We start from the raw sequence: 24,694 nt of genomic DNA, 5'->3' as shown, positions 1-24,694 counted from the left end.
CCCATGAGCGCACCTGTCACCCCGGCTCTTCTCTACCTCGACAACGTGTCCGTTTCCTTCGACGGGTTTCGTGCCCTGAATGCGCTGTCGCTTGCCGTCGACCATGCGGAGATGCGGGCCATCATCGGCCCCAACGGCGCCGGCAAGACCACGATGATGGACGTGATCACCGGCAAGACGCGCCCGAACGAGGGCACGGCCCTGTTCGAGGGCTCCCACGACCTGACCGCGCTCGACGAGGCCGCCATCGCGGAGCTCGGCATCGGCCGCAAGTTCCAGACGCCGACCGTCTTCGAGATGCACAGCGTCGAGGACAACATTCTGCTCGCCCTCAAGGATAACCGCTCTCCCTTGGCGACCCTGCTGTCGCGGCGCACGGCCCGCGAGCGGGAGCGGATCGATGCGTTGCTCGAGCGCGTGCGCCTGACCGCCCATCGCCGCCGCAAGGCCGGAGAATTGTCGCATGGACAGAAGCAGTGGCTCGAGATCGGCATGCTGCTGGCGCAGCAGCCCAAGCTCCTCCTGATCGACGAGCCCGCTGCGGGAATGACGGATCAGGAGACCGCCGACACGGCCGATCTCCTGCGCGACATCGCCAGGACCCAGGCGGTCATCGTGGTCGAGCACGACATGACCTTCGTGCGCGATCTCGGCGTGAAGGTCACGTGCCTGCACGAGGGCTCGGTGCTGGCCGAGGGAACGCTCGACGCCGTGAGCGCCAACGAGCGTGTCGTGGAGGTCTATCTGGGGCGATGACGATGCTGTCTGTGGAGAACCTCTCCCTGTATTACGGCGCCGCGCAGGCGCTGCGCGGTGTGTCCGTCTCCGCGTCCGTCGGCGAGGTCACCTGCGTGCTTGGCCGGAACGGCGTCGGCAAGACGTCGCTCCTGCGCGCCATCGCCGGGCACCGGCCGATTGCCGGCGGCAGCATCCGGTTCGACGGCCGGGACATCGCGCGCCTGAAGCCGTTCGAGCGGGCGGCGCTCGGCATCGCCTACGTGCCGCAGGGCCGGGAGATCTTTCCGCTCCTGACCGTCAAGGAGAACCTCGAGACGGGCTTCGCGCCGCTCAGGCGCGGCGAGAAGCGGATTCCCGACGAGGTCTTCGAACTCTTTCCGGTCCTGAAGTCCATGCTGGGCCGCCGGGGCGGCGACCTCTCCGGCGGCCAGCAGCAGCAGCTCGCGATCGGGCGGGCGCTCGTCACCCGTCCGCGCCTGCTCGTGCTCGACGAGCCGACGGAGGGGATCCAGCCGTCGATCATCAAGGATATCGGCCGGGCGATTGCCTACTTGCGCGAACGGAAGGATATGGCCATCCTCCTGGTCGAGCAATATTTCGACTTCGCGCGCGACCTGGCCGACCGGTTCGTGGTGATGGAGCGCGGCGAGATCGTGCAGGATGGCGACCGCTCGGCGCTCGAGGGAGACGATGTACGTCAGCGCTTGGCCATTTGATGGCAGTTCCCAGCCGGTCTCTCAACAGCGTCAGCGTGCCGTCGGACGGGTTGCGTTCAGTGCGGCGGGTCTGGGCGGCCGCACGCGGCCCATGCGGATCGAGGAGAGCGGATCCATGAGGATCAGGCTCCCGAAGGGCGAGGGGCGCGGGCTCGATGCCGTTCTCGTCAACACGGCGGGAGGCATCGCCTGCGGGGATCATTTTTCCGTCGCGGTCGAGGCGCGCTCAGGCGCGGTCGTCACCGTGGCGACGCCGGCCGCCGAGAAGGTCTACCGCTCGGACGGGCCGGTCGCGGAGCTGTCCGTCGATCTGAAGGTGGGGTCCGGTGGTCGGCTCGATTGGCTGCCGCAGGAAACCATTCTGTTCCACCAGGCGCGCCTGCGCCGCAGCCTCGCGGCCGACATGCCCGAGGATGCGCGCCTGACCCTGTTCGAGGCCGTCGTGTTCGGGCGCGAGGCGCGCGACGAGCACGTCACGGACGGTCTCTTCGAGGATCGCTGGCGCATCCGGCGGGGAGGGCGCCTCGTCTATGCCGACACGCTGCGCCTCGACGGGCCAATCGCCGACCGCCTCCGGAAGCCCAGCGTCGCAAAGGGCGCCCGCGCCCTTGCAACGATGATCCATGTGGCGCCGGACGCCGAGGCGCGGCTCGACGAGGTGCGCGACCACCTCTCCTCCACCGGCGGCTGCGAGGCGGCGGCGAGTGCCTGGAACGGGCTGCTCGTCGTCCGCTTCTGCGCCATGACCAGCGATTCGCTGCGCAGGGCCGCTGTCCCGTTTCTGCTCGCCTTCCGCGGCGAGCCATTGCCCCGCGTCTGGCTCAGCTAGGGTCGAACCATGCAACTCACTCCCCGTGAAAAAGACAAGCTCCTGATCGCCATGGCGGCCATGGTGGCCCGCCGCCGGCTGGAGCGCGGCGTCAGGCTCAATCATCCGGAAGCCATCGCTCTCATCACCGACACGGTCGTGGAGGGCGCGCGTGACGGGCGCTCCGTCGCGGAGCTGATGGAGGCCGGCGCGCACGTGATCACGGCCGATCAGGTCATGGAAGGCGTCGCCGAGATGATCCATGACGTGCAGGTGGAGGCGACCTTCCCGGATGGCACCAAGCTCGTGACCGTGCATCACCCGATCCGGGGCGCAGCCTCGAAGGAGGTGCCCGGCGAGGTGACCGCGCAGGATGGCGAGATCGTCTTCAACGAGGGCGCCGAGCGCACCGTGATCACCGTCGCCAATACCGGGGACCGGCCGATCCAGGTCGGCAGCCACTATCATTTCTTCGAAACCAATCCGGCCCTATCGTTCGACCGGGAGAAGGCGCGCGGCATGCGTCTCGACATCGTGCCCGGCACGGCGGTGCGCTTCGAGCCCGGCGCCACGCGCGAGGTGGCGCTCGTTCCGCTCTCCGGGAGGCGCGAGGTCCACGGGTTCCGTCAGGCCGTGATGGGAGCGCTCTGATGTCGAACGCGAGAAAGCCAGCTTCCCTCTCGAGGTCCGGTTATGCCGACATGTTCGGTCCCACCACGGGAGACCGCATCCGCCTCGCCGACACGGCCTTGGTGATCGAGGTGGAGAAGGACTTCACCACCTATGGCGAGGAGGTCAAGTTCGGCGGCGGCAAGGTCATCCGCGACGGGATGGGGCAGTCGCAGGCGGCCCGCGCCCATGGGGCCGTCGATACGGTCATCACCAATGCGGTGATCCTCGACCATTGGGGCATCGTGAAAGCCGATATCGGCATCACGGGCGGGCGGATCGCCGCCATCGGCAAGGCCGGCAATCCGGACGTGCAGCCCAACGTCGACATCGTCATCGGGCCGGGCACGGAGATCATCGCCGGGGAGGGCAAGATCATCACCGCCGGCGGCTTCGACTCCCACATCCACTTCATCTGCCCGCAGCAGATCGAGGAGGCGCTCATGTCGGGCATCACCACGATGCTCGGGGGCGGCACGGGACCTGCGACCGGCACCTTCGCCACCACCTGCACGCCGGGGCCGTGGCACATCGCCCGCATGATCGAGGCCGCCGATGCCTTTCCCATGAACCTCGCCTTCACGGGCAAGGGCAATGCTTCGAAACCCCATGCTCTGGAGGAGATGATCGAGGCCGGCGCCTGCGCGCTCAAGCTGCACGAGGACTGGGGCACGACACCGGCGGCGATCGATTGCTGCCTGTCGGTGGCCGACGCCTATGACGTGCAGGTGATGATCCACACCGACACGCTCAACGAATCCGGCTTCGTCGAGGACACGATCGCGGCCTTCAAGGGCCGCACGATCCATGCCTTCCACACGGAGGGCGCAGGCGGCGGGCATGCGCCGGACATCATCAAGGTGGCTGGCCTGCCCAACGTGCTGCCGTCCTCCACCAACCCGACGCGACCCTATACGGTGAACACCATCGACGAGCATCTCGACATGCTCATGGTCTGCCATCACCTGTCGCCGTCGATCCCCGAGGATCTTGCCTTCGCGGAGAGCCGAATCCGCAAGGAGACGATCGCCGCGGAAGACATCCTGCACGACATCGGCGCGCTCTCGATGATGTCGTCCGACAGCCAGGCCATGGGGCGCGTTGGCGAGGTGATCATCCGCACGTGGCAGACCGCGCACAAGATGAAGGTCCAGCGCGGTGCGCTGCCGGGCGACAGCGGCGGCAACGACAATTTCCGCGCCCGGCGCTACGTGGCGAAATACACGATCAACCCGGCCATTGCCCATGGCGTGTCCCGGCACATCGGTTCGGTCGAGGTCGGCAAGCTTGCCGATCTCGTGGTCTGGACTCCGGCTTTCTTCGGCGTGAAGCCCGATCTCGTGCTCAAAGGCGGCGCCATCGCGGCCGCCCTGATGGGCGACCCCAACGCGTCGATTCCGACGCCGCAGCCGGTCCATTACCGGCCGATGTTCGGCGCCTATGGCCGGGCGCTCGCCACGACATCGCTCACCTTCGTGTCGAAGGCCGCGGTGGAGAACGGGCTCGCGGCAAAGCTCGGCGTCCAGAAGCCGCTCGTCGCGGTCGAGAACGTCCGCGGCGGGATCGGCAAGAAGGACATGGTGCATAACGATGCGACCCCGGTCATCGAGGTCGATCCCGAAACCTACGACGTCCGTGCCGATGGCGAGCTGCTCGTCTGCGAACCCGCGACAATCCTTCCCATGGCTCAACGATACTTCCTGTTCTGATATGATCCGCGCCACATCCATCATCCGCCGAGACGCCGTCGAGCAGGACCGCATCGTCGACGTCATCACTCTCGACCATGGCGATCGCCATCGCCGCCGCATCATGCTCCATGCCGACGGCGGAACCGCCTTCCTGCTCGATCTCGACCGGGCCGACGTGCTGGAGGACGGCGATGCCATTCGGCTCGAGAGCGGCTGGCTCGTCGAGGTGCGGGCCGCGCCGGAGAAGCTCGTGGAGATCACCACGGAGGATCCCCTCGATCTCCTGACCCTCGCCTGGCACATCGGCAACAGGCACGTGCCGGCGGAGATCACCCGCGCGGCGATCTACATCGGGTACGATCATGTGCTGGTCGACATGCTGATCGGATTGGGTGCCCGGGTCGAGATCGTCGAGCGGCCTTTCCGACCGGTCCGCGGCGCCTATCATCACCACGAGCATGGCGGGCATTCCCACCATCACGGGCACGGCCATGGATGACGGATCCCCGAAGGGGCGCGGACTGGACGAGACGGCGGCGATCCTGCCGCTCTTCGCCTGGCTGTCGCCGTCCTATCCGGTCGGCTGCTATGCCTATTCGCATACCCTCGAATGGGCCGTGGAGGCCGGCGACATCACCGATGAGACGTCGCTCGTGGCCTGGCTGCATGACCTCCTGACGCTCGGCCTGGGGCGCAACGACGCCATTCTCCTGAGCCATGCCTACAGAGCCATCGCGCAGGATGATCGAGAGGCTCTCGAGACCGTCAACGAACTCGCTCTCGCCCTGTCGCCTTCCGCCGAGCTCCATCTCGAGACCAGCCAGCAGGGGCGCAGTTTCCTGGATGCGACGCTTGCCGCATGGCCGTCGCCCCGGCTGACGCCCCTCGAGGGCGACGTCGCTTTCCCGGTCGCCATCGGCATGGCGGCGGCGGCTCATGCCGTTCCCCTGGCGATCACATCGCCCGCCTATCTCTTCGGGCTCGTGCAGACGCTCGTGTCGGCGGCCATCCGCCTGGCGCCCATCGGCCAGACGGCAGGCATCCGGGTGTCCGCCGCCTTGGCAGGTCCGGTGCAGGACGTCGCCCGGGAGGCGATCGGTCTCACGCTCGACGACATCGGCGGCTCGACCTTCCGGGCCGATCTCGGCTCCTTCCATCATGAGAACCAGTATACGAGGTTGTTTCGATCATGACTTCTCACACGGGACCCCTGCGGGTCGGCATCGGCGGGCCGGTCGGGTCCGGCAAGACGGCCCTCATGGAAGCGCTGTGCAAGGCGTTCCGCGAGCGCTATGACATCTGCGCGATCACCAACGACATCTACACCAAGGAGGATGCGCGGCTCCTGACCGTCGCCGGCGCGCTGCCTGTGGAACGCATCATGGGCGTGGAGACGGGAGGATGCCCGCACACGGCGATCCGTGAGGACGCCTCCATCAACCTTGCGGCCATCGCCACCATGCGCAAGCGGTTCCCGGCCCTCGACATCGTGCTGGTGGAATCCGGCGGCGACAATCTGGCGGCGACGTTCTCGCCTGAACTTGCCGATCTGACGATCTACGTCATCGATGTCGCCGGGGGCGAAAAGATCCCGCGCAAGGGCGGTCCCGGCATCACGCGTTCGGATCTCCTGGTGGTCAACAAGATCGATCTGGCGCCCCATGTCGGGGCCGATCTCGCGATCATGGAGGAGGACACCAGGCGCATGCGCGGCCAGCGTCCGTACGTGTTCAGCAACATCCGCGACGGCGTCGGTGTCGATGCCATCGCGACGTTCATCGAGCGGGCCGGCGGTCTGTCGGCGGCAGCCTAACAGGGGGATCATCGACATGTTCAAACGCTCGGTTCTTGCCACGCTGTTCATGGCGGCAGCCATGCCGGCCCTGGCCCATACGGGTCATGCTTCGGCATCGGGCTTCGTCTCCGGATTCTCGCATCCTCTGGGAGGGATCGACCATGTGCTGGCCATGGTGAGCGTCGGCCTGTTCGCGGCCCTGCTCGGGGGGCGGGCCATGTGGGCGCTGCCGGCGAGCTTCGTCGGCATGATGCTGGCGGGCGGAATCCTAGGCCTGACTGGCATCGCGATTCCGGCCGTCGAATTCGGCATCACCCTGTCCGTGGTCGTGCTGGGCGCCGTCGTCACATGGGGCCGGCAATGGCCGATCCAAGCCGCGGCCGCTTTCGTCGGCGTCTTCGCGCTCTTCCATGGCCATGCGCACGGTGTGGAGATCCCGTCCGGGGCCAGCGTCGCGCTTTACAGCCTCGGCTTCAGCCTCGCGACCGTCCTGCTGCATGGAGCCGGCATGACGGTCGCGACCATCACAGCCCGCCAGGCGCATGTCGGCCGGTTGGCCGGCGCGGCAATTGCGGTTGGGGGCCTGGTTCTCCTCATTGGATAGAGTACGCACGTTCGATCCGAGGCGATTCTCTGTACCGCCGTCGTTCGAACGAAGACGTGATGGCACCATGCAGGTCCCTGGTTGATGCCTTCCGCCAAGGACCTGTCGCATGAAGCTCAGGCCGAGTCAGCGCTTGCCGCCGCCATTGCCGTGTCCGCCATTGCCGCCGCCATTCCCGGCAGGGCCGTCCTGATCGGTCCCGTCGCCGTTGTTGGAGCGACCCGGATTGGACGAGTCGTTGCCGTCGTCGTCGTTTCCGTGGCCGTTGTTGCCGTGGCCGCCGCCGTTCCCGGCATTGCCATGGCCGGCACGTCCGTCCTGGTCGGGGCCGTCACCGTTGCTTGAGCGGTCCGGATGGGATGAGCCGCTGCCGCGACTGCCGACGCCGGCATCCGTGTTTGCGCCTGCGCCGACGGTCGAGCCGGCCGAGCCGCTCGCATTGCCACCGCTGTGGCCGCCGGGGCTGGCCGGACCGGGCGTGCCGCTGTCTGCCACGGCCCCGCCAGGGCCCGGGGTCGCGCTGCCGCCGGTCACGCCCGCGTTGCCTGGACCAAGCGTGCCGCTGCCGACTGTCCCGGGCGCACCACGATCAGTCCCGGGACTGGTGGCAGAACCGCTGCCGATGGATCCGGTCACGGTGTCCGGCCGGTCCCTGTCCACCGGACGGTCCAACCGGCGCATCGCTTGCGGTCGAACCACGCAGCGACAGGTTTCCTGGCCGTGGACCACATGGAGCCGGCAGTTACGGTACAAGGAGGCATCGGCAACGGCGGGCACGCATTGCCGGCCGGTTCCGACACTCTGGGCATCGGATGGCGTTGTCAGGACGAGGAGGAGGGCCGTGCTGGACAAAGCGAGAGCGCATGAACGCTTCATAGGGTTCACCTGCATCAAGATAGGTTCGGTGATGAGCCGCATTCGCAACGGCCCGCTTGGCTAGAAGACGCTCATAAGGAAATAACGTTCCATCTCGTGGGGAAAATGATGCTCCTTTCGGAATGGGAGCTTTGGCGACGTTCGAGGTGTCCGAGCTGAGCAGCGGTGCTCGCTGTGAGGCCCGGCCTGCATTCATCAAGCTTGCGCGGGACGATCTGTTTCGTAGGCTTCGGCCATGCCGCGGATCTCGGTCAGCTTGGACCTGAACACCTCCCAGTCGTCCGACGCGGCAATCGGCGCCCAGAGCGCCTCGACCTCGTCGATCAGCATGGTGCAGGGCGTGATGCGGGAAAAATAGGGATGGTCGAGCCGCAGCCCGGGGGCCGGATCGAAGGTGCCGAGCGCTGCCAGAACGGGCTCGAAGGATGCCTGCGCGTAGAGATTCGCGGAGGGGCTCCCGGCCGCGCGCTCCGCACGCGCACGACCGCCGTACCAATCGAAGAAGGTCTGCTCGAAAGGCGCCTTGGTCTCATGGAGAAAGGTCCATAACGCCTTGGCTAAGGCTCCATCCTGCTCGAAGCCCCTGGATTGAAGGCCGAGGCGGCGCATGATAGCGCCGGTGAACTCCCGGTGCAGGGCGGGTTCGAAGGCGCCCAGCGCCTGCTCGAGACTGCTCTGCTCGGCAAGCGGCAGCAGGCACTCGGCCAGGCGGAACAGGTTCCACAGCAGCGTGTCGGGCTGGCGCCCGAAGGCATAGAGACCGGTCTCGTCGAAATAAGCGGCCGTGAAGCCGGGTTCGTAGACGGGCAGGAAACGCCACGGCCCATAATCGAAGCTTTCGCCCGTGACGTTGATGTTGTCGGTGTTGAGCACCCCGTGCACGAAACCGGCCGCCATCCATTGCGCGCCCATGCGGGCCACGCGCCGGCAGACCTCCTCCAGGAATGCCGGTGCACGACCGGCTTCGTCGTCGCGCCATGCGTGCGGCATATAGGTCTGGATCGTGTAGTCCAGGAGCCGGCGGAGATTGTCTGTCTCGTTTAGGTACAGCAGCCGCTGGAACGTTCCGATACGGATATGGGAATGACTGAGGCGCACAAGAACCGACGAGCGTGTGGGCGAGGGTTCGTCGCCGCGCTCCAGTTCCTCGCCCGTTTCCACCAGGCTGAAGGATTTCGATGTCTCGACGCCGAGCGCCTCGAGCATTTCGGTCGCCAGGACTTCGCGCACGCCGCCCTTCAGGGTCAGGCGGCCATCCGCGTGGCGCGACCACGGGGTCTGACCGCTGCCTTTCGTGGCGAGGTCGAGGAGCCTGCCATCCTGGCCGTCGTGGAGCTGTGCGAAGAGAAACCCGCGTCCGTCGCCCAGATGCGGATTGTAGGTGCGGAACTGATGGCCGTGGTAGCGAAGGGCAAGGGGCTGCCGGAGGCTGCCGGGGAGCGGCTCAAAGCGCCCGAAATGATCGAGCCACTCGTCGTCGCCGAGGGATCCGAGCCCGATCCGCTCCGCCCAGCGCTGGTTGCGATAGCGCAGAATATGCTGCGGGAACCGCGCCGGATGAACGATGTCGTAGAAGTCCGGACCGAGTTCCTGATGGCGCATCGAAGCGCGGTATGCGGCGGAGGGCGGCATGCATCGTATCCCGTGAACTCGTGTTCAATCCCACGGCGCTCGAAATGTTCAGATGTTCCCAGCGAGTTCAAGCGGGTGATCGAGCGAACCTCGATGGCAGCCCCCGCGAGAGCCGCTCGACGGGACATCGACGGTCATGATGGATGGCGTTACAATATTTCGAATTGTGGCAACGCCGCGCTCTCCGAAGCTCGTGCGCAAAAATAATGCACAGGTTCGCGGGAGCGAAAAGCTTTGCATTTTCCTCACGTTCTGACTTGTTTTTCATCCGCCCAGCTGGTGCCGTTTCGACAATCTGCGCGTTTGTCTCTTGGCTGCCAACGAGAGGTCCCTTAGGATTCTCTCAACAAAGCAGACGGGAGGAAGGGTTATGGCATACAGGGATGTGCTGAGCCTTTGCGGCCGGATTGGCCTGATCGTGGCTGCGTTCGCATTCGTCGCTGGAATTGTTGCAGGTCCCCTCCTCGAAAGAGTGTGGTCGTCTCGCCTGACGGTCACCCAGAACAACGGTGCGCCTGTGCCGGCGCCGGCGCCACCCAAAGTCCCGGCGGAATCTCAGGCAGGGCAGCCGGGCTAACACCTTTTTAGAGGTCTCTGGGCCATACCACATCGTCGCCGGTCCCGGCGCGAATGCGGCTTCTTTTCGGATCAGGATGCGATGAGCAGCGAGACACTATTGCGGCAGGAGATCCGTGATTCTCTCGGATTCGTCCGCAGCATGATCGATCATTATTCGGGGCTCTACACGGGTGAGAATCTTACCCAGGACGTGCTCCGCTTTTGTGACGAGGTGGCGATGTCCGCAGCCCCGAATCCCCGCCTGAGAGAAGCCCGCCGTGTCGTCGAGGAACGGTGCCGTCAATTGGCTCATGCGACGGACCGGTTTTCGCAGCGCGATCCGGCCTGGATTGCGGCCGTGCGGGCGCAGGCCGTCGCCGCGATCGATGTGTTCCAGGATGCCGCTTTCGAGTCGCACAAGGCCCGTGCGGCCATCCCGTCATCCGGACGGCTGTTGCGCCGCAAGAGCCTGTAGCCCATGGCGCATCCCGCGCCGTGTCAGAGGCGCTTGGGCTTGATCGACGCCGTCGCGGGCACATCGACGATCTGAGGCTCCGGAACGGGATCGCTCTTCGCCGCATCGAGCCCGTACACATCGTCTCGGAAATGCACGGCGCCATCCGCCGTCGCATATCCGGTCAGATAGACCCACGTGACGGGGACGGGCTTTTCGAGACGGATGTCCTGACGGTTTGCGTTGGCGATGGCCGTGGTGATCGCGTCCTTCGTCCAGCCGCCGGCCTGCCCGTTCGTGCCGCGCAGGAGCCACTCGGCGAAATCGGCGACTTCGGCCACGCGGACACACCCTGAGGAATGGAAGCGGGCGTCCTGCGCGAAGAGCTGCTTCTTGGGCGTGTCGTGCATGTAGACGGCGTGCTTGTTGGGCATGTCGATGCGGATCTGCCCGAGCGAATTGATCGCGCCGGGATCCTGGCGGAGCGTATAGTTCACCGCATTGTCCGTCGACCAGTCGAGGGTCTTGGGATCGACCTCCTGTCCCTTCGCGTCGATGATGCGGATCTTCATCTTCTCCAGATATTCGGGATCCTTCCGAACGTGGGGGATGATGTCCTTCTTGATCAGGGAGACCGGTACGGTCCATGTGGGATTGACGTTGACGGCGGTCACGCGGGTCTCGACGGTCGGCGAGGGACGGTCGACTTTTCCGGCAATGGCCACGTAGCGCCGGGCGACCTGTCCGCGCTCCACGGCTTCGACTGCGGCCGACGGGATGTTCACCACGACATAGCGGTCGCCGAACGAAAACGTGGATCCCGCGAGCCTTTGGGCGGAGGCGGTCAGCTGACGGTGCCGCGTGAGCGCCGGGACGTTCAGAGCCTCCAGGGTCCGGGCCCGGACTGCGCCGGATTCCGGCAGGCCGTGGCGTGCCTGGAACCGCTTCACCGCTCCAGTCAGATCGGCATCGAAGGTCGTGCTCGAAGCCAGATCGGCCGGAAGGTCGCCCTCGGCGGCGAGCCGCTGCCGCAAGGTCGTGACGAGCGGGCCCTTGTCGCCGGCCTTGAGAACCGTGCCGGCAGGCAGATTGGGCCACCCTCCGGCTTCGGCGATGCGCTTGTAGGTCCACGCCGCTCGCATCGTGTTGATGAAGGTGCTCCCATCCAGGGTCGGGCGGGGATCCTGCGAGATCGAGACCACCGGGGCGGACACGGTCTTCTCCATCGGCTTGACCGGTGCCGCAGGTGCCGCTTTCGGCCGCAGGTCGGTCCCCGCGGCGGGGGCGGCCGGGTTGCTCGGCGATGCCTGGACCGGGCTGGAAGGATTGGGGTTTTCAGCGGCCGCAAAGGCATCCGCATGGCTCCCGAAGGTGGAGCACGAGAGCAGAGCCAGTCCAAGGCAGAGACGTTTTGCATTCCCGTAGGTCATGCTTCGACTATGGACAAGGATGGTTTACAAAATGCTGTCGGAGGGGCGACGGAGGCATGCCTGCAACTGGGACGGCGCCCGAACGTTGTCCCCGGTCCCGAGCCCCGTCACAAGAGTGCCCCATGCGTGCCAAGCCTGCCCCCTCTGAGGATATCAGGCGGATCGACCTTACCTTGCCATCTCTCCTTGGACTCCATGCCATCCGCCTGCTCGAGCAGGTCACGGCGGCCGGGCCATCCGGAGCGATCTATGTCGCCGGCGGGGAGCGTTGGGCCGAGTTGTTGGTGCAGGCCTTGAGGGGTTTGGCTCCCGACCTCGACGTCGATCTCCTGCCGCCCTGGGATTGTCTTCCATACGACCGCGCTTCGCCTTCGCGGGAGATCATGGGGCGGCGCATGGCGGTGCTCCGGCGCATGAGCGGAACGAGCGCGAAGCCGCGGCTCCTTGTCGCGAGTGCGGCGGCCGCCCTTCAGCGCGTGCCGCAGCCCAGCATCGCGGCTGAGGCGGTCTTTGGCCTCACGACCGGCGGAGCGCTGTCGTCGGACGCCCTCAAGGACTATCTTCATCGCGCCGGCTACATCCTCGACGAGCGCGTGGACGAGCCGGGGGAGGCGGCGTTCCGGGGACAGGTGATCGATCTGTTTCCCGCCGACCATTCCTCGCCCTATCGGATCGAACACGACGGGCGAAGCATCGTGGCCATCCGCTCCTACGATCCGATTTCCCAGCTCACCGAAACCGAAGTCGAGCATCTCCTGATCGGACCTGCTTCGGAACTCGTTCTGCCGCAGACGGAAGAGAGCGATCCCTCCATCGACCGGTTCGATGGGATCGAGCATCTCCTGCCGGAATACTGCCCGCGCCTTGTGACGGTCTTCGACTATTGGCCGGATGCGGCCGTCATCGTGGACGGAAAGGCGGAGGAGAGGCGACCGCTCGTGATGGAGCAGGTCGCCGATGCGTACGACAACCGAACGAGCATGCGCGGGCAGGGGAGCGCCAAAACATCCGCCGTGTCGCCCGAACGGCTTTTTGTGCCGGACGACGAGTGGGCGGACCTTCTGTCGAGGCGACGGGTCACCTATATCCACGCCGCATCGGAGGACGATACACGGCAGGTTGCGGTGCCGAACTTTGCGATCGCGTCGAGGCCCTCTAAGGACCTCGCCGAATTCCTGCGTGCGCAGATGGAGGCTGGCCGCAAGATCATCCTGGCTGCGGCCGCCCGCTCGGATCTCGGTCGGATCAAGCGCCGCGTTCAATCCATCGGGCGCGCCGAGAATGTCGAGAGCTGGGGCGATGTCGTAGACGGACCTCCCGCGGAATGGTTCGCCCTGCAGGTCGAGCTCAGGAAAGGCTTCATCGACGAGCGCGACGGCATCGTGCTGATCACGGCCGGCGATATCCTGGGCAGCCGTATCAGCAGCGGGGTCGAGAGAGATGTCAGCTCTGCCGCTTCCAGTCTCATGGATGGGGGTTTTCACGTCGGCGATGCCGTGATCCACATCGATCACGGCATGGGGGTGCTCGAAGGAATGGAGACCATTCCCGCGGGTGATGCCGGCATGGGCGACGCCGTCAGACTGAAATACGCGGCCGACACGACGCTCCTGATGCCGGCAAAAGAGATGGATCGCATCTGGCGCTATGGCCCGATGACGGACTCGATCTCCCTCGATAAACTGAACAGCGATGCGTGGTCGCTCAGACGTGAGACGATCGAAGCGGAGATCAAGGACACGGCCGAACGGATCACGGGACTCGTCGAAGCCCGCAAGGGCACGAAACTGGAGCCGCTCGTGCCCCCAAGCCGCGATTATGAACGGTTCGTCGCTCGCTTCCCTTTCTCGGAGACAGCCGATCAGATCCGCGCCATCGAGGAAGTTCTCGACGATCTCTCGTCTGGTCGACCGATGGACCGCCTGGTCTGCGGTGATGTGGGATTCGGCAAGACGGAGGTTGCCCTGCGCGCCGCCGCCGCCGTCGCGCTTGCCGGCAGGCAGGTGGCCGTCGTCGCGCCCACCACCGTGCTTGCGCGCCAGCATGTGCGGAGCTTCCAGAGGCGTTTTGCCGGTCTGGGCATCGAGGTCGCCCAGCTCTCCCGGCTCGTGTCGCCGGCCGAGGCCCGGGCAGTGAAGAAGGGGTTGGCGGACGGATCGATCCGCATCGTCATCGGCACTCATGCGCTTGCGGCGAAAGGGGTGACCTTCAAGGATCTCGGTCTTGTGATCATCGACGAGGAACAGCGGTTCGGCGCCGCTCAGAAAGCGAAACTCAGAACCCTCGCGGAAGACGGGCATGTCCTCATCCTGACGGCCACGCCGATCCCACGGACGCTCCAGTCCGCCTTGGTCGGCTTGCAGGAACTGAGCATCATCGCGACGCCTCCCGCGCGCCGGCAGCCGATCCGCACGTTTCTCACGCCGTTCGATTCCGCAAGCGTCCGGGAAGCCCTCATGCGCGAGCGCCGCCGCCGCGGCCAGAGTTTCGTCGTCTGCTCCCGGGTCGAAGACATCGAGCCGATGCGAGAGCGGCTCGCGAAGCTCGTTCCCGAACTGACAATCATGGTCGCCCATGGCCAGATGAACCCGTCGGAGATCGACGAGGTGATGATCCGTTTCGCCGATGGCGAGGGCGACGTCCTCCTCGCCACCAACATCATCGAGAGCGGCCTGGATGTTCCCCGCGCCAACACCATGCTGGTGTGGCGCGCGGACCGCTTCGGGATGGCGCAGCTCCATCAGCTGCGCGGTCGCGTCGGGCGAGGGCGGATCCGGGGCGTGGCCTACCTGTTGACGGAGCCTGGCGAGGAGCTTCCGCAAGCCACGGAGAAGCGACTGCGGACGCTCACTGCTCTCGATCGCCTCGGAGCGGGATTTGCCATCAGCGCGCAGGATCTCGACCAGCGCGGGGCGGGAGCGCTTCTGGGAGAGGAGCAGTCGGGTCATGTCAAGCTCATCGGCACCGATCTCTACCAGCACATGCTCAAACACGCTCTGCGTGGCGAGACCCTGGATGACGATTGGACCCCTGAATTGAACGTCGGGCTGACCGGTACGATTCCCGACGCGTACGTGAACGATCCAGAGATGAGGATCAATCTCTACGCACGTCTGGCGCGCCTCGAGTCGTCGGAGACGATCGACGAGATCGAAGCGGAGATCGAGGACAGGTTCGGTCCCATCCCTGATCCGGTTCAGAACCTCCTGAGGCTGGCGAACGTCAGGCAGCTCTGCCGGCGGATCGGAATCGCCCGCGTGGATGCGGGACCTCAGGCGATCGCATTGACGTTTCGGCCTGGCGCGGCGGAGAAGCCTGCCCTGCAGCGGATGATCGACGAATCGCAGGGGACGCTGCACTGGAGCAAGGAGCGGCTCATCTTCTCGGCGTCGAGCGAGCACGCGGACGAGCGGCACACGCGTATTCTGGGTCTGCTCGGCACGCTTGACCGATGAACGATCTCCCGCAATTCCGGGACTTCGACGCGGAAATGCCGTGAACGGATCCGGCCCAGCCGACTTGATAGTAAAACGGTCTTGAACGTGAGGAAGCCATGACGTCCGAAGAGATCAGTGAGCTCAATGCTGCACGCGAAAACCTCGTGAAGCGGCGCAGGGAGATGGCGCGTCAGATTTCCGAGGCGCCGCTGCCCTCCATCGAGATGGCTGAGGAGCTCACGAAGGTCCTCGTCGCCATCGAGGCTCTGGACCGGGCGCTCAACGAGGCGGGCCATCCTTATATGAGCCAGGGTGTCGTCGAGCAGTTGAGGGCTGATACGTAACGTCTAGCGCATCAGACGGACCCAGAGGGCCACGGCAGTGAAAAGTGGATCCGGTTTTCGCTGGCGCGGCCCGCTGGGTCCGCCTCATCCGATGCGCCGGTCCAGAGAGGGAGCCTCGGACGTGAAAAGCGGGTCCAGGTTGGGATCGAACCCGGTGGGGACGTGGGAGGATGGTGAGAGCGGGTGATGATAGCCTCCCCACGTCATGGCATCCTCCGCCCTTCCTGCCACCCTCACCACGTCATGGCCGGCCCTGTGCCGGCCATCCCGATGCGGTGAGGCGCAGCGCCTCTCAGAAGCGGGATCACCGGGACGAGCCCGGTGATGACGGGGAGAAGGTGGCACCCTCCCGTCACGGTCGAAACCTCCCATGTCATGGCCAGCCGGTCATCACCCGCCTCGTGCCGGCCATCCCGATCGTCCGATGCTCAGCGGACCCGAAGGCTCGCACGATGCGCCGGTCAAGAGAAGGAGCCTCGGATGAATCCCGAAAGGGGTGTCCACTTTTCCCGTCCGAGGCTCGAGTGACCCGCAGGACCGCGTCAGCGACCCGAAGGGCCACGCTAGTGAATACCGGGCCATTTTTTCCTCACGATGCGCTAAGGCTTCACCCGTCCCACCACGTCGAACCCGGCGCCGGGCTTCGGCCTGAGAACGAGCATTTCTCCCTCGCCAGGAAAGATCCTGGTGAGGGCCGTGATGTTGACCTGATGCGTCACGAGCACCAGGACGCCGTTCGAGCGCCATTCCTGAACGGTGCGGCGCAGGGCCTCGGTCCGTGCCGGCTCCTGCTCCTGTCCCGAAAAGAAGGAATCCAGCGGCGGGAAGGGCTCCGCCAGGGCGCCGAAGGCCAAGCGGGCGGTCTCGAGCGCGCGGCACCAGCGGCTCGAGAGCACGCGCTCAACGGGAATCTGCCGCGACCTGAACGCCGCTCCGATCGCCTGCGCCTGCGTTCGGCCCTCGGTCGAGAGGTTGCGCTGGGTCGCGCAATCCTCGAGCCGGAAATCGGCCGGGTCGCCGGTCCCCGGCGCGCGCGCGTGACGAAAGAGCGCCACGGTGCCTCCGTGCCGCAACGCCTGCCAGGCATCCTCCGACGCCAGGAGCGCCTGCGGCCAGGCCATCGCGAAAAGGAGAAGAAGTGCCAGCGCGACAGGCATGCGTCACCAGCCGATCCATGTCAGCGTCACCGAGAATCGCAACGTCGGACGGCGGCGCGGGTTCCCGTTCGACCGGCAGGTCGCTCAAGCGTCGGCTGCCAGATCCATGATCAGGTCCACGAGCGGGTCGCTCGGGTCGGCGAGCCCGGCGATGACGTCGAAGTGGTTTGCGCCCGGCACCTCGTGATAGCGAGTCGCAACGCCCGCCTCGCCCCAGCGATCCGCGATGGCGCGGGACTGGCGCCGGAACTCGTCGCTCTCCGCTCCCCCGACCACTGCGACGAGACGACCGCCCGCGGGCGGATCCCATTCCAGCGGGCTCAGGCGGTGCGCTTCCTCGATACTCAACCCGAGCGCCCTGTTGATCGAGGTCGTGACCAGTGGCGGCAGATCGAACAGACCGGAGATCGGCATCGCGACCCGGACCGGAAACTGGAGCCCGCCGGAGCGCGCCATGAGGCACGCCGTCAGGTGCCCGCCGGCGGAATGGCCGCTGACCACGAGAGGCCGGCCCGTGCGCTGCATGACGAAATCGGCCGCGGCCTCGATCTCGGACACGATCGCGGCGAGGCTTGCGGCCGGCGCGAGCGTGTAGCTCGGGATCGCCACCGTGAGCCCGCGCTCGTTGGCGCCGCGGGCCAGGTGGCTCGACGTGGATTTGTCGAGCGACTGCCAGTAGCCGCCATGGATGTACAGCACGACCGGGCCGCCCGCGTCCCCGCCCGGCGGGTGGAAGAGGTCGAGACGGTGGCGCTCGCCAGGTCCGTAGGCGAGATCGAGTTCGCAGCGTGCGCTTTCGCGGTAAGCGGCCGAATCCCGCTGCCAGCCGGCGATGTGAACGGGGTGTTCGGGAACGCGCGCCCGGTTGTTGTACTCGGCCTCGAGGTCGAGATCGTCGGCTGCCATGAAGGAATCCTCAAACGTGGAGATACCGGTCCTTGAGACTTGGATCGGTCATCAGCTCATCGCTCGTCCCGGTCCAGACCGAGCGGCCCTTCTCGATGATCACGTGACGGTCGGCGAAGCTCGCCAGGGCGCCGATGTTCTTGTCGATCACCAGGATCGACTGGCGTTCGCCCTTGAGGCGCTTGAGGCACGTCCAGATCTCGGCGCGGATCAAGGGCGCAAGCCCTTCGGTGGCCTCGTCGAGAATGAGCAGCTTGGGATTGGTCATGAGGGCCCGGCCGATGGCGAGCATCTGCTGCTCGCCGCCCGAGAGCTGGGTGCCCAGGTTGCTTCGGCGCTCCTTCAGGCGCGGGAAGAGGTCGTAGACAGCCTCGAGCGTCCAGCGGCGCGAGCCCGTCCGGGCCGAGGCCGTGGCGACGAGATTCTCTTCCACCGTCAGGGTCGGGAAGATCTGCCGGCCCTCCGGCACGAGGCCGATGCCGGTCTGCGCGATGCGGTAGGGCGCGAGGCCCGTCACGGCGGCGCCGTCGAACCGCACCTCGCCGCCGCGGGGGCGGAGCAGGCCCATGATGGACCGGATGGTGGTGGTCTTGCCCATGCCGTTGCGGCCGAGCAGCGTCACCACCTCGCCGGCCTTCACCTCAAGGGAGATGTCGAAGAGCACCTGGGCGGCGCCATAGGACGCCTGGAGCTGTCGGACGGAGAGCATCAGACCGTCTCCTCTTCGCCGAGATAGGCCGCACGGACCTCCGGATGGGCCCTGATCCGCTCCGGCGTGTCGGTGGCGATCACGCGGCCGTAGACGAGAACGGACACGCGGTCGGCCAGGGAGAAGACCGCGTCCATGTCGTGCTCGATCAGCACGATCGTGAGGCGGCTCTTCAGGCGGCGCAGGGTCTCGACCACGCGCTGGGATTCGTCATGGCCGGTGCCGGCGAGCGGCTCGTCGAGAAGCAGCAGCTTCGGCTGTGTCGCGAGCCCGATGGCGAGCTCGAGCTGGCGCTTCTCGCCGTGGGACAGGAGCCCCGCCGGGATGTGGGCGCGGGCGCCGAGCCCGACCTCACTCAGGCATTCCATGGCGGGCTCGTTCAGGGCCTTCTCCTGTGCGGCGTTGCCGAAGAAGCGGAAGCTCGATCCCGCGCGCGCCTGCACGGCCAGCGCCACATTCTCGAGGGCCGAGAAACCGGGCAGGATCGACGTGATCTGGAACGAGCGCGCGAGCCCGCGCCGGACCCGTTGCGGCATCGAAAGAGCCGTCACGTCCTCCCCGGCGAACAGGATGGATCCGGAGTCGGATGACAACGTTCCCGAGATCTGATGGATCAGCGTCGTCTTGCCCGCGCCGTTGGGTCCGATGATGGCATGCAGCTCGCCCGGCTGAACGGAGAGGCTGACGTCGTCCGTGACCACGAGAGCGCCGTATGCCTTGCGCAGATGGCGGAGTTCGAGCAGGGGATCAGCCATGGTGAGGCCTCCGCAGCAGGCCCATGATCCCGCCTCGGGCGAACAGCACGATCAGGATGAGAAGGGGACCGAAGACCATCTTCCAGTTCTCGGCGAGGTGAGCACGCGTCGCGTCGCCCAGGAAGAAGCTCAGGCCATGCAGGATCTCCGGCAGGAACTCCTCCAGCAGCAGGAAGGCGGCCGCGCCCACGATGGCGCCGTGCAGGGAGCCGAGCCCGCCGAGCACGACCATGAAGATCAGCTCGCCGGAGCGCTGCCACGTCATGAAGGCAGGGCTGACGAACTCCGCCTGATTGGCCAGGAGGCAGCCGGCGAGACCTGCCAACATGCCGCTGACCACATAGGCCACGAGCTGAAACCGGAAGGGCTGGAACCCGATGGCTTCCATGCGCACGGCGTTCTCCCGCGTGCCGCGCAGGACGCGGCCGAACCGGGACGCGACGACGGATCGCGAGAACGCATAGGCGCCGAGAAGGCAGAGCAGGCACACCCAGTAGAAGGCGAAATCGCTCTCCAGAATGCGCGACCCGGCCACGAGGCTGCGCGACGACAGGGTCATGCCGTCGTCGCCGCCGTAAGCCGCCAGTGACGTGGCGAGGAAGTACAGCATCTGCCCGAAGGCCAGGGTGATCATGATGAAATAGACGCCCTTGGTCCTCAGGGAGATCGCCCCCGTGACCAGGGCGAAGAGCGCCGAGGCGGCGAGCGCCACGGGAACCTGCACGAGGGCATCCTCGACCCCATGGCTGGCGAGGATGCCGACCGCATAGCCGCCGATGCCCAGGAAGGCCGCGTGGCCGAAGCTCACGAGCGCCCCGTAACCGAGGATGAGGTCGAGCGCCATGGCGGCGATGCCGAAGATCATCACCCGGGTCAGCAGGGACAGGACATAGCCTTCGGCCCCGGACGCCATGGCCAACAGGGGCGCGGCCGCGAAGGCGGCAAAGAGCACGATGGGAACGATCTTGAGCCGTGGCCTGAGGGAAGACATGGGAGCGGCCTGCGTTTCGGCGAGTTCGGTCATGGACGCACCCTAGCGCTTCACGGGAAACAGGCCGGACGGGCGGAAGAAGAGCACCGCAGCCATGAAGATGTAGATCAGCATCGGGGCGAGGGCCCGGCCGGTCTGGCTCGCGGCCGCTGGATCGAGCACGAGGCGCAGCAGGTTCGGCGCGAAGCTGCGCCCGACCGTGTCCACGAGGCCAATCAGGAGGGCTGCGAGAAACGCCCCGCGGATCGATCCGATCCCACCGATCACGATGACCACGAAGGCGAGGATCAGGATGTTGTCGCCCATGCCCGGCTCGACGGACAGGATCGGCGCCACCATCGCGCCGGCAAAGCCCGCCAGCATGGCGCCGAAGCCGAACACGACCATGAACAGCCGCTGGATGTTGACGCCCAGCGCCGACACCATGGCGGCGTTGCTGGCGCCGGCGCGCACCAGCATGCCGACGCGCGTATGGTTGACGAGGGCGTAGAGCAGGGCCGCGACCACGAGCCCGGCCGCGATGATCGCGAGGCGGTAGACGGGATAGAGCAGCCCGCTCGCGATCTCGATGGAGCCGGACAGGAGCTCGGGAACGGGAACGCTCAGAGGCGCCGCGCCCCAGACGAACTTGACGCCCTGGTTCAGGAACAGGATCACCCCGAAGGTCGCGAGCACCTGGTCGAGATGGTCGCGGTCGTAGAGATGACGGAAGACCAGCACTTCGAGCAGAAGTCCGAAGGCCAGCGCGGACGGCAGGGCGAGAAGCAGCGCCCAGCCGAAGCTCCCGGTCCAGGCGGCGAACGCCGCCACCAGGTAGGCGCCGACCATGTACTGCACGCCGTGGGCGAGATTGATGAAGTCCATCACGCCGAACACCAGGGTCAGCCCGGCCGCGATGAGAAAGAGGATGAGGCCGAATTGAAGGCCGTTCAGAGCCTGGACGAAGAGGAGAGTTGCGTTCATCGGCACGTCACCGGCTATAGGCCTGCATCGATCAAGTCCCGCTCGGGCGCTTCCACGCGCAAGCACCCGGACGATTGCGTCCTGGAAGAGGTATCGATCCGGCCCATGAGCACGGATCGATCGTCAGCCCGGTGCGCGTCAGTTCGTGGCGGCGCATTCCTTGGCATAGGCGTCGGTGTAGTCGTCGAACACCTTCTCGACGATTTCCGTCTCCAGCTTGCCATCGGGACGCTTCGCTGCCTTCACCAGATAGAAGTCCTGGATCGGGAAGCCGTTTGCGCCGAACTTGAAGTCGCCGCGCAGGGACTTGAACTCCGCCTTCTTGATCGCGGCGCGCAGGGCCTCCTTGTCGTCGGTCTTGCCGCCGGTCGCCTTGAGGGCGGAGTCGATCAGCAGGGCCGCGTCGTAGGAATGCATGGCGTAGGACGCCGGCACCGTGTTGTAGGCGGCCTCGTAGGCCGCGACGAACTTCTTGTTCTCCGGGGTGTCCAAGTTCGGAGCCCAGTTCGACCCGCTCAGCATGCCGATGGCGGCATCCTGCTGCGCCGGCAGGTTGGTCTCGTCCACGGTGAAGGCCGAGAGGAACGGGATGCGGTCGGCGAGGCCGGCCGCGCGGTACTGCTTGACCAGGTTCACGCCCATGCCGCCCGGCATGAAGGTGAAGATCGCGTCCGGCTGCATGGAGGCGATCTTGGCGAGCTCGGACTGGAAGTCGAGCGTGTTCAGCGGGATGTAGGATTCCTCGACGATCTCACCCTTGTAGTGGCGCTTGAATCCGGCGAGCGCATCCTTGCCGGCCTGATAGTTCGGCGCGAGCAGATAGACTTTCTTGTAGCCGCGGTCCTGCGCCACCTTGCCGAGAACCTCGTGGTTCTGGTCGTTCTGGTAGGAGGTCGCGAAGAAGTACGGGCTGCAGCTCTTGCCGGCGAGATTCGAAGGGCCGGCATTCACGCTGATGTAGAAGGTCTTGGCGTCGACGATGGGCTTCTGCGTCGCGACCGCCACGTTGGAGAAGATCGGCCCGACCACGAAATCGACCTTGTCGCGCTCCAGAAGGCCCTTCACCTTGGTCACGGCCACGTCGGGCTTCAGTTCGTCGTCGACGACGATCACCTCGACATCGCGCCCGCCGAGCTTGCCGCCGAGGTCCTTGACCGCGAGCTGGAAGCCGTCGCGGGCGTGCTGGCCGAGCACGGCCGAAGGACCGGAGAGGGTCAAAAGCAGGCCGACCTTCAGCTTCTCCTGCGCCATGGCCGGCACCGCCGCCAATCCGACGGCGGCTGCGAGGCCAAGGGTCTTGATCGTCACGTTCATCATTGTCTCCCGAGTGGCTGTTCCCTGCGCACATTTGTTGTGCTGCGTGATTGTTCCCGGCGGGACGCGGCGCGTCTCGACGGACAAGGCGGCGCTACTCTGCCGCAAATCGTTTCGGCCGAACACTCCCTTTGTCGGAGCCCTTCCCCCGGCATCCCCAGCCTTTGCCCAATCTTTGGGATTGCCAAGGATTGTTTTAAGATTAAAATATTTCTCGGGTTCTTCAAGCGGATTATTTCGCACGGGAAGGCAGGCGGAATGACGAGCGCGTGATTGGCGGCGGATGGGCGGCAGCACGGGGTTCGCCATACAGCGCGATCCCTCGGCGTGCCGCCCCGGCTCGGCCAAGCTCAAGGCGCGGCGTCCTCCCGGCTCATAATAAGACAGAGGAGCGGACGATGGCCGACACGGCGCATGTGGATACCTTCGCGAGAGACAATCTTCCGCCTCGGGATCAGTGGCCGGACTTCCGGTTCTCGCGGCCGGAGCTCCAGTATCCCGAGCGGCTCAACTGCGCCGTCGCGTTCCTTGATCGATGGGTCGATGAGGGCCGGGGGGACGAGCCCTGCCTGATCAGCCCGACCGAGTCCCTGACCTACCGGGCGCTGCAGGAGCGGGTGAACCGGATTTGCAACGTGCTGGTCCACAAGCTCGGCTTCGTGACCGGCAACCGCGTCCTGCTGCGGTCCGCCAACAATCCGATGATGGTGGCGGCCTATCTGGCGGTCCTGAAGGCCGGCGGGGTCGTGGTCGCCACCATGCCGCTCCTGCGCGCCAAGGAGATCGCCTATCCTCTGAGGAAGGCGAAGATCACCATCGCGTTCTGCGACCATCGGCTGGCGGACGAGATGGAGCGGGCCAGGGCAATGGCGCCGGATCTGCAGCACGTGGTGTACTGGGGCTCGGGCCAATCCGACAGTCTCGAAGCCCTGATGGCGGAGGTGTCGCCGGACTTCGAAGCGGTCGATACGGCGGCGGACGACGTCTGCCTGATCGGGTTTACCTCCGGCACGACCGGCGAGCCCAAGGGCACCATGCATTTCCACCGGGACATGCTGGCGATCTGCGACGGCTATGCCAGGAACGTCCTGCGGCCGGAGGCGAACGACCGCTTCATCGGCTCGCCGCCGCTCGCCTTCACCTTCGGGCTCGGCGGAATCGTGCTGTTCCCCATGCGGGTCGGTGCCTCCACCGTGCTGCTGGAGAAGGCCGGACCGGACGATCTTCTCCCAGCCATCATGCAGTATCGGGCGACCATCTGCTTCACGGCGCCGACTGCGTATCGCGCCATGCTGTCGAAGCTCGAAGGCTATGACATCTCCTCGCTGCGCAAATGCGTCTCGGCCGGCGAGCCGCTGCCGAAGGGAACCTTCGAGGCCTGGAAGGCCGCTACGAACATCCGGCTCATGGACGGGATCGGCGCGACGGAAATGCTGCACATCTTCATCGCCGCCACCGAGGACGAGATCCGTCCTGGCGCAACGGGCAGGCCGGTTCCGGGCTACGAGGCCAAGGTGGTGGACGATGAGGGGCGGGACCTTCCCCCCGGCAGCATCGGGCGCCTCGCCGTCCGTGGGCCGACCGGATGCCGCTATCTCGCGGACGAGCGGCAGGGCAAATACGTGCAGGACGGCTGGAACGTCACCGGCGACACCTACCTCATGGATGATGACGGGTACTTCTGGTACCAGGCCCGGTCCGACGACATGATCATCTCGGCCGGCTACAACATCGCCGGTCCGGAGGTCGAGGCCGCGCTCCTCACCCATCCGGCCGTGGCCGAATGCGGCGTGGTGGGGGCTCCCGACGACGGACGCGGCACGGTGGTCAAGGCCTATGTGGTCCTGCGCCCCGGCCAGACCCCCGGTCCGGACCTGACGAAGGCGCTCCAGGATCACGTGAAGGCCGAGATCGCGCCCTACAAGTACCCGCGGCTCATCGAGTTCGTGGACGCCCTCCCGCGCACCCAGACCGGCAAGCTGCAGCGCTTTGCCCTGCGCCAGATCGCCCAGGAGGCCGACGACCACCAGGAGGCGATGAGCGCTTGACCGTCCGATGGCCAGGAACAGCAGAGGATCGGGCGGACAGGTTGATCTGCAATTATTTTAAGCTTAAAACAATAAGCGCAATTCTCGGGTGGGATTCTC

General features: G+C 66.1%; 23 protein-coding genes. 13 read left to right on the top strand and 10 right to left on the bottom strand.

Annotation, left to right across the window (positions count from 1 at the left end):
- Positions 1 to 3: 3 nt before the first annotated feature.
- Genes urtD through OCW50_RS03600 form a run of 9 tightly spaced genes read left to right on the top strand, consistent with a single transcriptional unit; the run spans position 4 to position 7,021 of the window.
- On the top strand, positions 4 to 756 hold the full coding sequence (gene urtD, locus OCW50_RS03640) for an urea ABC transporter ATP-binding protein UrtD (protein WP_262269529.1): 753 nt from the start codon (positions 4 to 6) through the stop codon (positions 754 to 756).
- Between the two features lie 2 nt (positions 757 to 758).
- Complete coding sequence (gene urtE / locus OCW50_RS03635) at positions 759 to 1,454, top strand: urea ABC transporter ATP-binding subunit UrtE (protein WP_262269554.1); 696 nt, start codon at positions 759 to 761, stop codon at positions 1,452 to 1,454.
- Positions 1,429 to 2,283 (top strand): urease accessory protein UreD, encoded by an 855-nt coding sequence (locus OCW50_RS03630; RefSeq protein WP_262296478.1) that lies wholly within the window; start codon positions 1,429 to 1,431, stop codon positions 2,281 to 2,283. The genes urtE and OCW50_RS03630 overlap by 26 nt, the downstream gene beginning before the upstream one ends.
- Before the next feature lie 9 nt (positions 2,284 to 2,292).
- Positions 2,293 to 2,913: an urease subunit gamma gene (locus OCW50_RS03625; protein WP_262296477.1), complete on the top strand. Its 621-nt coding sequence runs from the start codon at positions 2,293 to 2,295 to the stop codon at positions 2,911 to 2,913.
- Complete coding sequence (gene ureC / locus OCW50_RS03620) at positions 2,913 to 4,640, top strand: urease subunit alpha (protein WP_262269532.1); 1,728 nt, start codon at positions 2,913 to 2,915, stop codon at positions 4,638 to 4,640. The genes OCW50_RS03625 and ureC overlap by 1 nt, the downstream gene beginning before the upstream one ends.
- 1 nt (position 4,641) lies before the next feature.
- Positions 4,642 to 5,121, top strand: a complete 480-nt coding sequence (locus tag OCW50_RS03615) for an urease accessory protein UreE (RefSeq protein WP_262296476.1) — start codon at positions 4,642 to 4,644, stop codon at positions 5,119 to 5,121.
- Positions 5,114 to 5,815, top strand: coding sequence for an urease accessory protein UreF (locus tag OCW50_RS03610; RefSeq protein WP_262296475.1), 702 nt, complete (start codon positions 5,114 to 5,116; stop codon positions 5,813 to 5,815). The genes OCW50_RS03615 and OCW50_RS03610 overlap by 8 nt, the downstream gene beginning before the upstream one ends.
- Entirely contained in the window at positions 5,809 to 6,435 is a 627-nt protein-coding gene (gene ureG, locus OCW50_RS03605; protein ID WP_262269556.1) for an urease accessory protein UreG, read from the top strand. Before OCW50_RS03610 ends, ureG begins: the two co-directional genes overlap by 7 nt.
- A 16-nt stretch (positions 6,436 to 6,451) precedes the next feature.
- On the top strand, positions 6,452 to 7,021 hold the full coding sequence (locus tag OCW50_RS03600) for a HupE/UreJ family protein (protein ID WP_262296474.1): 570 nt from the start codon (positions 6,452 to 6,454) through the stop codon (positions 7,019 to 7,021).
- 126 nt (positions 7,022 to 7,147) lie between these two features.
- Here OCW50_RS03600 and OCW50_RS03595 read toward each other — a convergent pair whose 3' ends face one another.
- The gene (locus OCW50_RS03595; RefSeq protein WP_262296473.1) at positions 7,148 to 7,897 is read right to left on the bottom strand and encodes a hypothetical protein; all 750 of its coding nucleotides are present in this window, start codon (positions 7,895 to 7,897) and stop codon (positions 7,148 to 7,150) included.
- 195 nt (positions 7,898 to 8,092) lie between these two features.
- Complete coding sequence (locus OCW50_RS03590; protein WP_262296472.1) at positions 8,093 to 9,529, bottom strand: protein adenylyltransferase SelO; 1,437 nt, start codon at positions 9,527 to 9,529, stop codon at positions 8,093 to 8,095.
- Between the two features lie 718 nt (positions 9,530 to 10,247).
- Here OCW50_RS03590 and OCW50_RS03585 point away from each other — a divergent pair.
- Entirely contained in the window at positions 10,248 to 10,562 is a 315-nt protein-coding gene (locus OCW50_RS03585; protein WP_262269537.1) for a hypothetical protein, read from the top strand.
- Positions 10,563 to 10,585: 23 nt separating this feature from the next.
- Here the strand turns inward: OCW50_RS03585 and OCW50_RS03580 are convergent, their stop codons facing one another.
- The gene (locus OCW50_RS03580; protein WP_262296471.1) at positions 10,586 to 11,971 is read right to left on the bottom strand and encodes a L,D-transpeptidase family protein; all 1,386 of its coding nucleotides are present in this window, start codon (positions 11,969 to 11,971) and stop codon (positions 10,586 to 10,588) included.
- A gap of 122 nt (positions 11,972 to 12,093) precedes the next feature.
- Here OCW50_RS03580 and mfd point away from each other — a divergent pair, with 122 nt between their 5' ends.
- Entirely contained in the window at positions 12,094 to 15,426 is a 3,333-nt protein-coding gene (gene mfd / locus OCW50_RS03575; protein WP_262296470.1) for a transcription-repair coupling factor, read from the top strand.
- Positions 15,427 to 15,524: 98 nt separating this feature from the next.
- On the top strand, positions 15,525 to 15,752 hold the full coding sequence (locus tag OCW50_RS03570; protein ID WP_262296469.1) for a hypothetical protein: 228 nt from the start codon (positions 15,525 to 15,527) through the stop codon (positions 15,750 to 15,752).
- Between the two features lie 599 nt (positions 15,753 to 16,351).
- On the opposite strand, the gene OCW50_RS03565 is transcribed toward OCW50_RS03570, so the two are convergent.
- The 7 genes from OCW50_RS03565 to OCW50_RS03535 form a co-directional block, all read right to left on the bottom strand.
- Positions 16,352 to 16,909: a histidine phosphatase family protein gene (locus OCW50_RS03565; RefSeq protein ID WP_262296468.1), complete on the bottom strand. Its 558-nt coding sequence runs from the start codon at positions 16,907 to 16,909 to the stop codon at positions 16,352 to 16,354.
- Positions 16,910 to 16,993: 84 nt separating this feature from the next.
- Positions 16,994 to 17,815, bottom strand: coding sequence for an alpha/beta hydrolase (locus tag OCW50_RS03560; RefSeq protein ID WP_262296467.1), 822 nt, complete (start codon positions 17,813 to 17,815; stop codon positions 16,994 to 16,996).
- 10 nt (positions 17,816 to 17,825) lie between these two features.
- Positions 17,826 to 18,524: an ABC transporter ATP-binding protein gene (locus tag OCW50_RS03555; protein ID WP_262296466.1), complete on the bottom strand. Its 699-nt coding sequence runs from the start codon at positions 18,522 to 18,524 to the stop codon at positions 17,826 to 17,828.
- Positions 18,524 to 19,279 carry an ABC transporter ATP-binding protein gene (locus tag OCW50_RS03550; RefSeq protein WP_262296465.1) on the bottom strand — a complete coding sequence of 252 codons (756 nt, stop codon included), beginning with the start codon at positions 19,277 to 19,279 and terminating at the stop codon, positions 18,524 to 18,526. The genes OCW50_RS03555 and OCW50_RS03550 overlap by 1 nt, the downstream gene beginning before the upstream one ends.
- On the bottom strand, positions 19,272 to 20,303 hold the full coding sequence (locus tag OCW50_RS03545) for a branched-chain amino acid ABC transporter permease (RefSeq protein ID WP_262296464.1): 1,032 nt from the start codon (positions 20,301 to 20,303) through the stop codon (positions 19,272 to 19,274). Before OCW50_RS03545 ends, OCW50_RS03550 begins: the two co-directional genes overlap by 8 nt.
- Positions 20,304 to 20,312: 9 nt before the next feature.
- A complete protein-coding gene (locus OCW50_RS03540) occupies positions 20,313 to 21,233 on the bottom strand; it encodes a branched-chain amino acid ABC transporter permease (RefSeq protein ID WP_262269545.1) in 921 nt (306 codons plus the stop codon).
- A 138-nt stretch (positions 21,234 to 21,371) separates the two neighbouring features.
- Positions 21,372 to 22,547 carry an ABC transporter substrate-binding protein gene (locus OCW50_RS03535; protein WP_262269546.1) on the bottom strand — a complete coding sequence of 392 codons (1,176 nt, stop codon included), beginning with the start codon at positions 22,545 to 22,547 and terminating at the stop codon, positions 21,372 to 21,374.
- A 398-nt stretch (positions 22,548 to 22,945) separates the two neighbouring features.
- On the opposite strand from OCW50_RS03535, the gene OCW50_RS03530 reads away from it, so the two are divergent.
- The gene (locus OCW50_RS03530; protein WP_262296463.1) at positions 22,946 to 24,595 is read left to right on the top strand and encodes a benzoate-CoA ligase family protein; all 1,650 of its coding nucleotides are present in this window, start codon (positions 22,946 to 22,948) and stop codon (positions 24,593 to 24,595) included.
- Positions 24,596 to 24,694 lie beyond the last annotated feature (99 nt).

It is taken from the genome of Microvirga sesbaniae (assembly GCF_025460805.1).
Classification (GTDB): Bacteria; Pseudomonadota; Alphaproteobacteria; order Rhizobiales; family Beijerinckiaceae; genus Microvirga; species Microvirga sesbaniae.
This window is presented reverse-complemented; position numbering and strand designations above follow the sequence as displayed.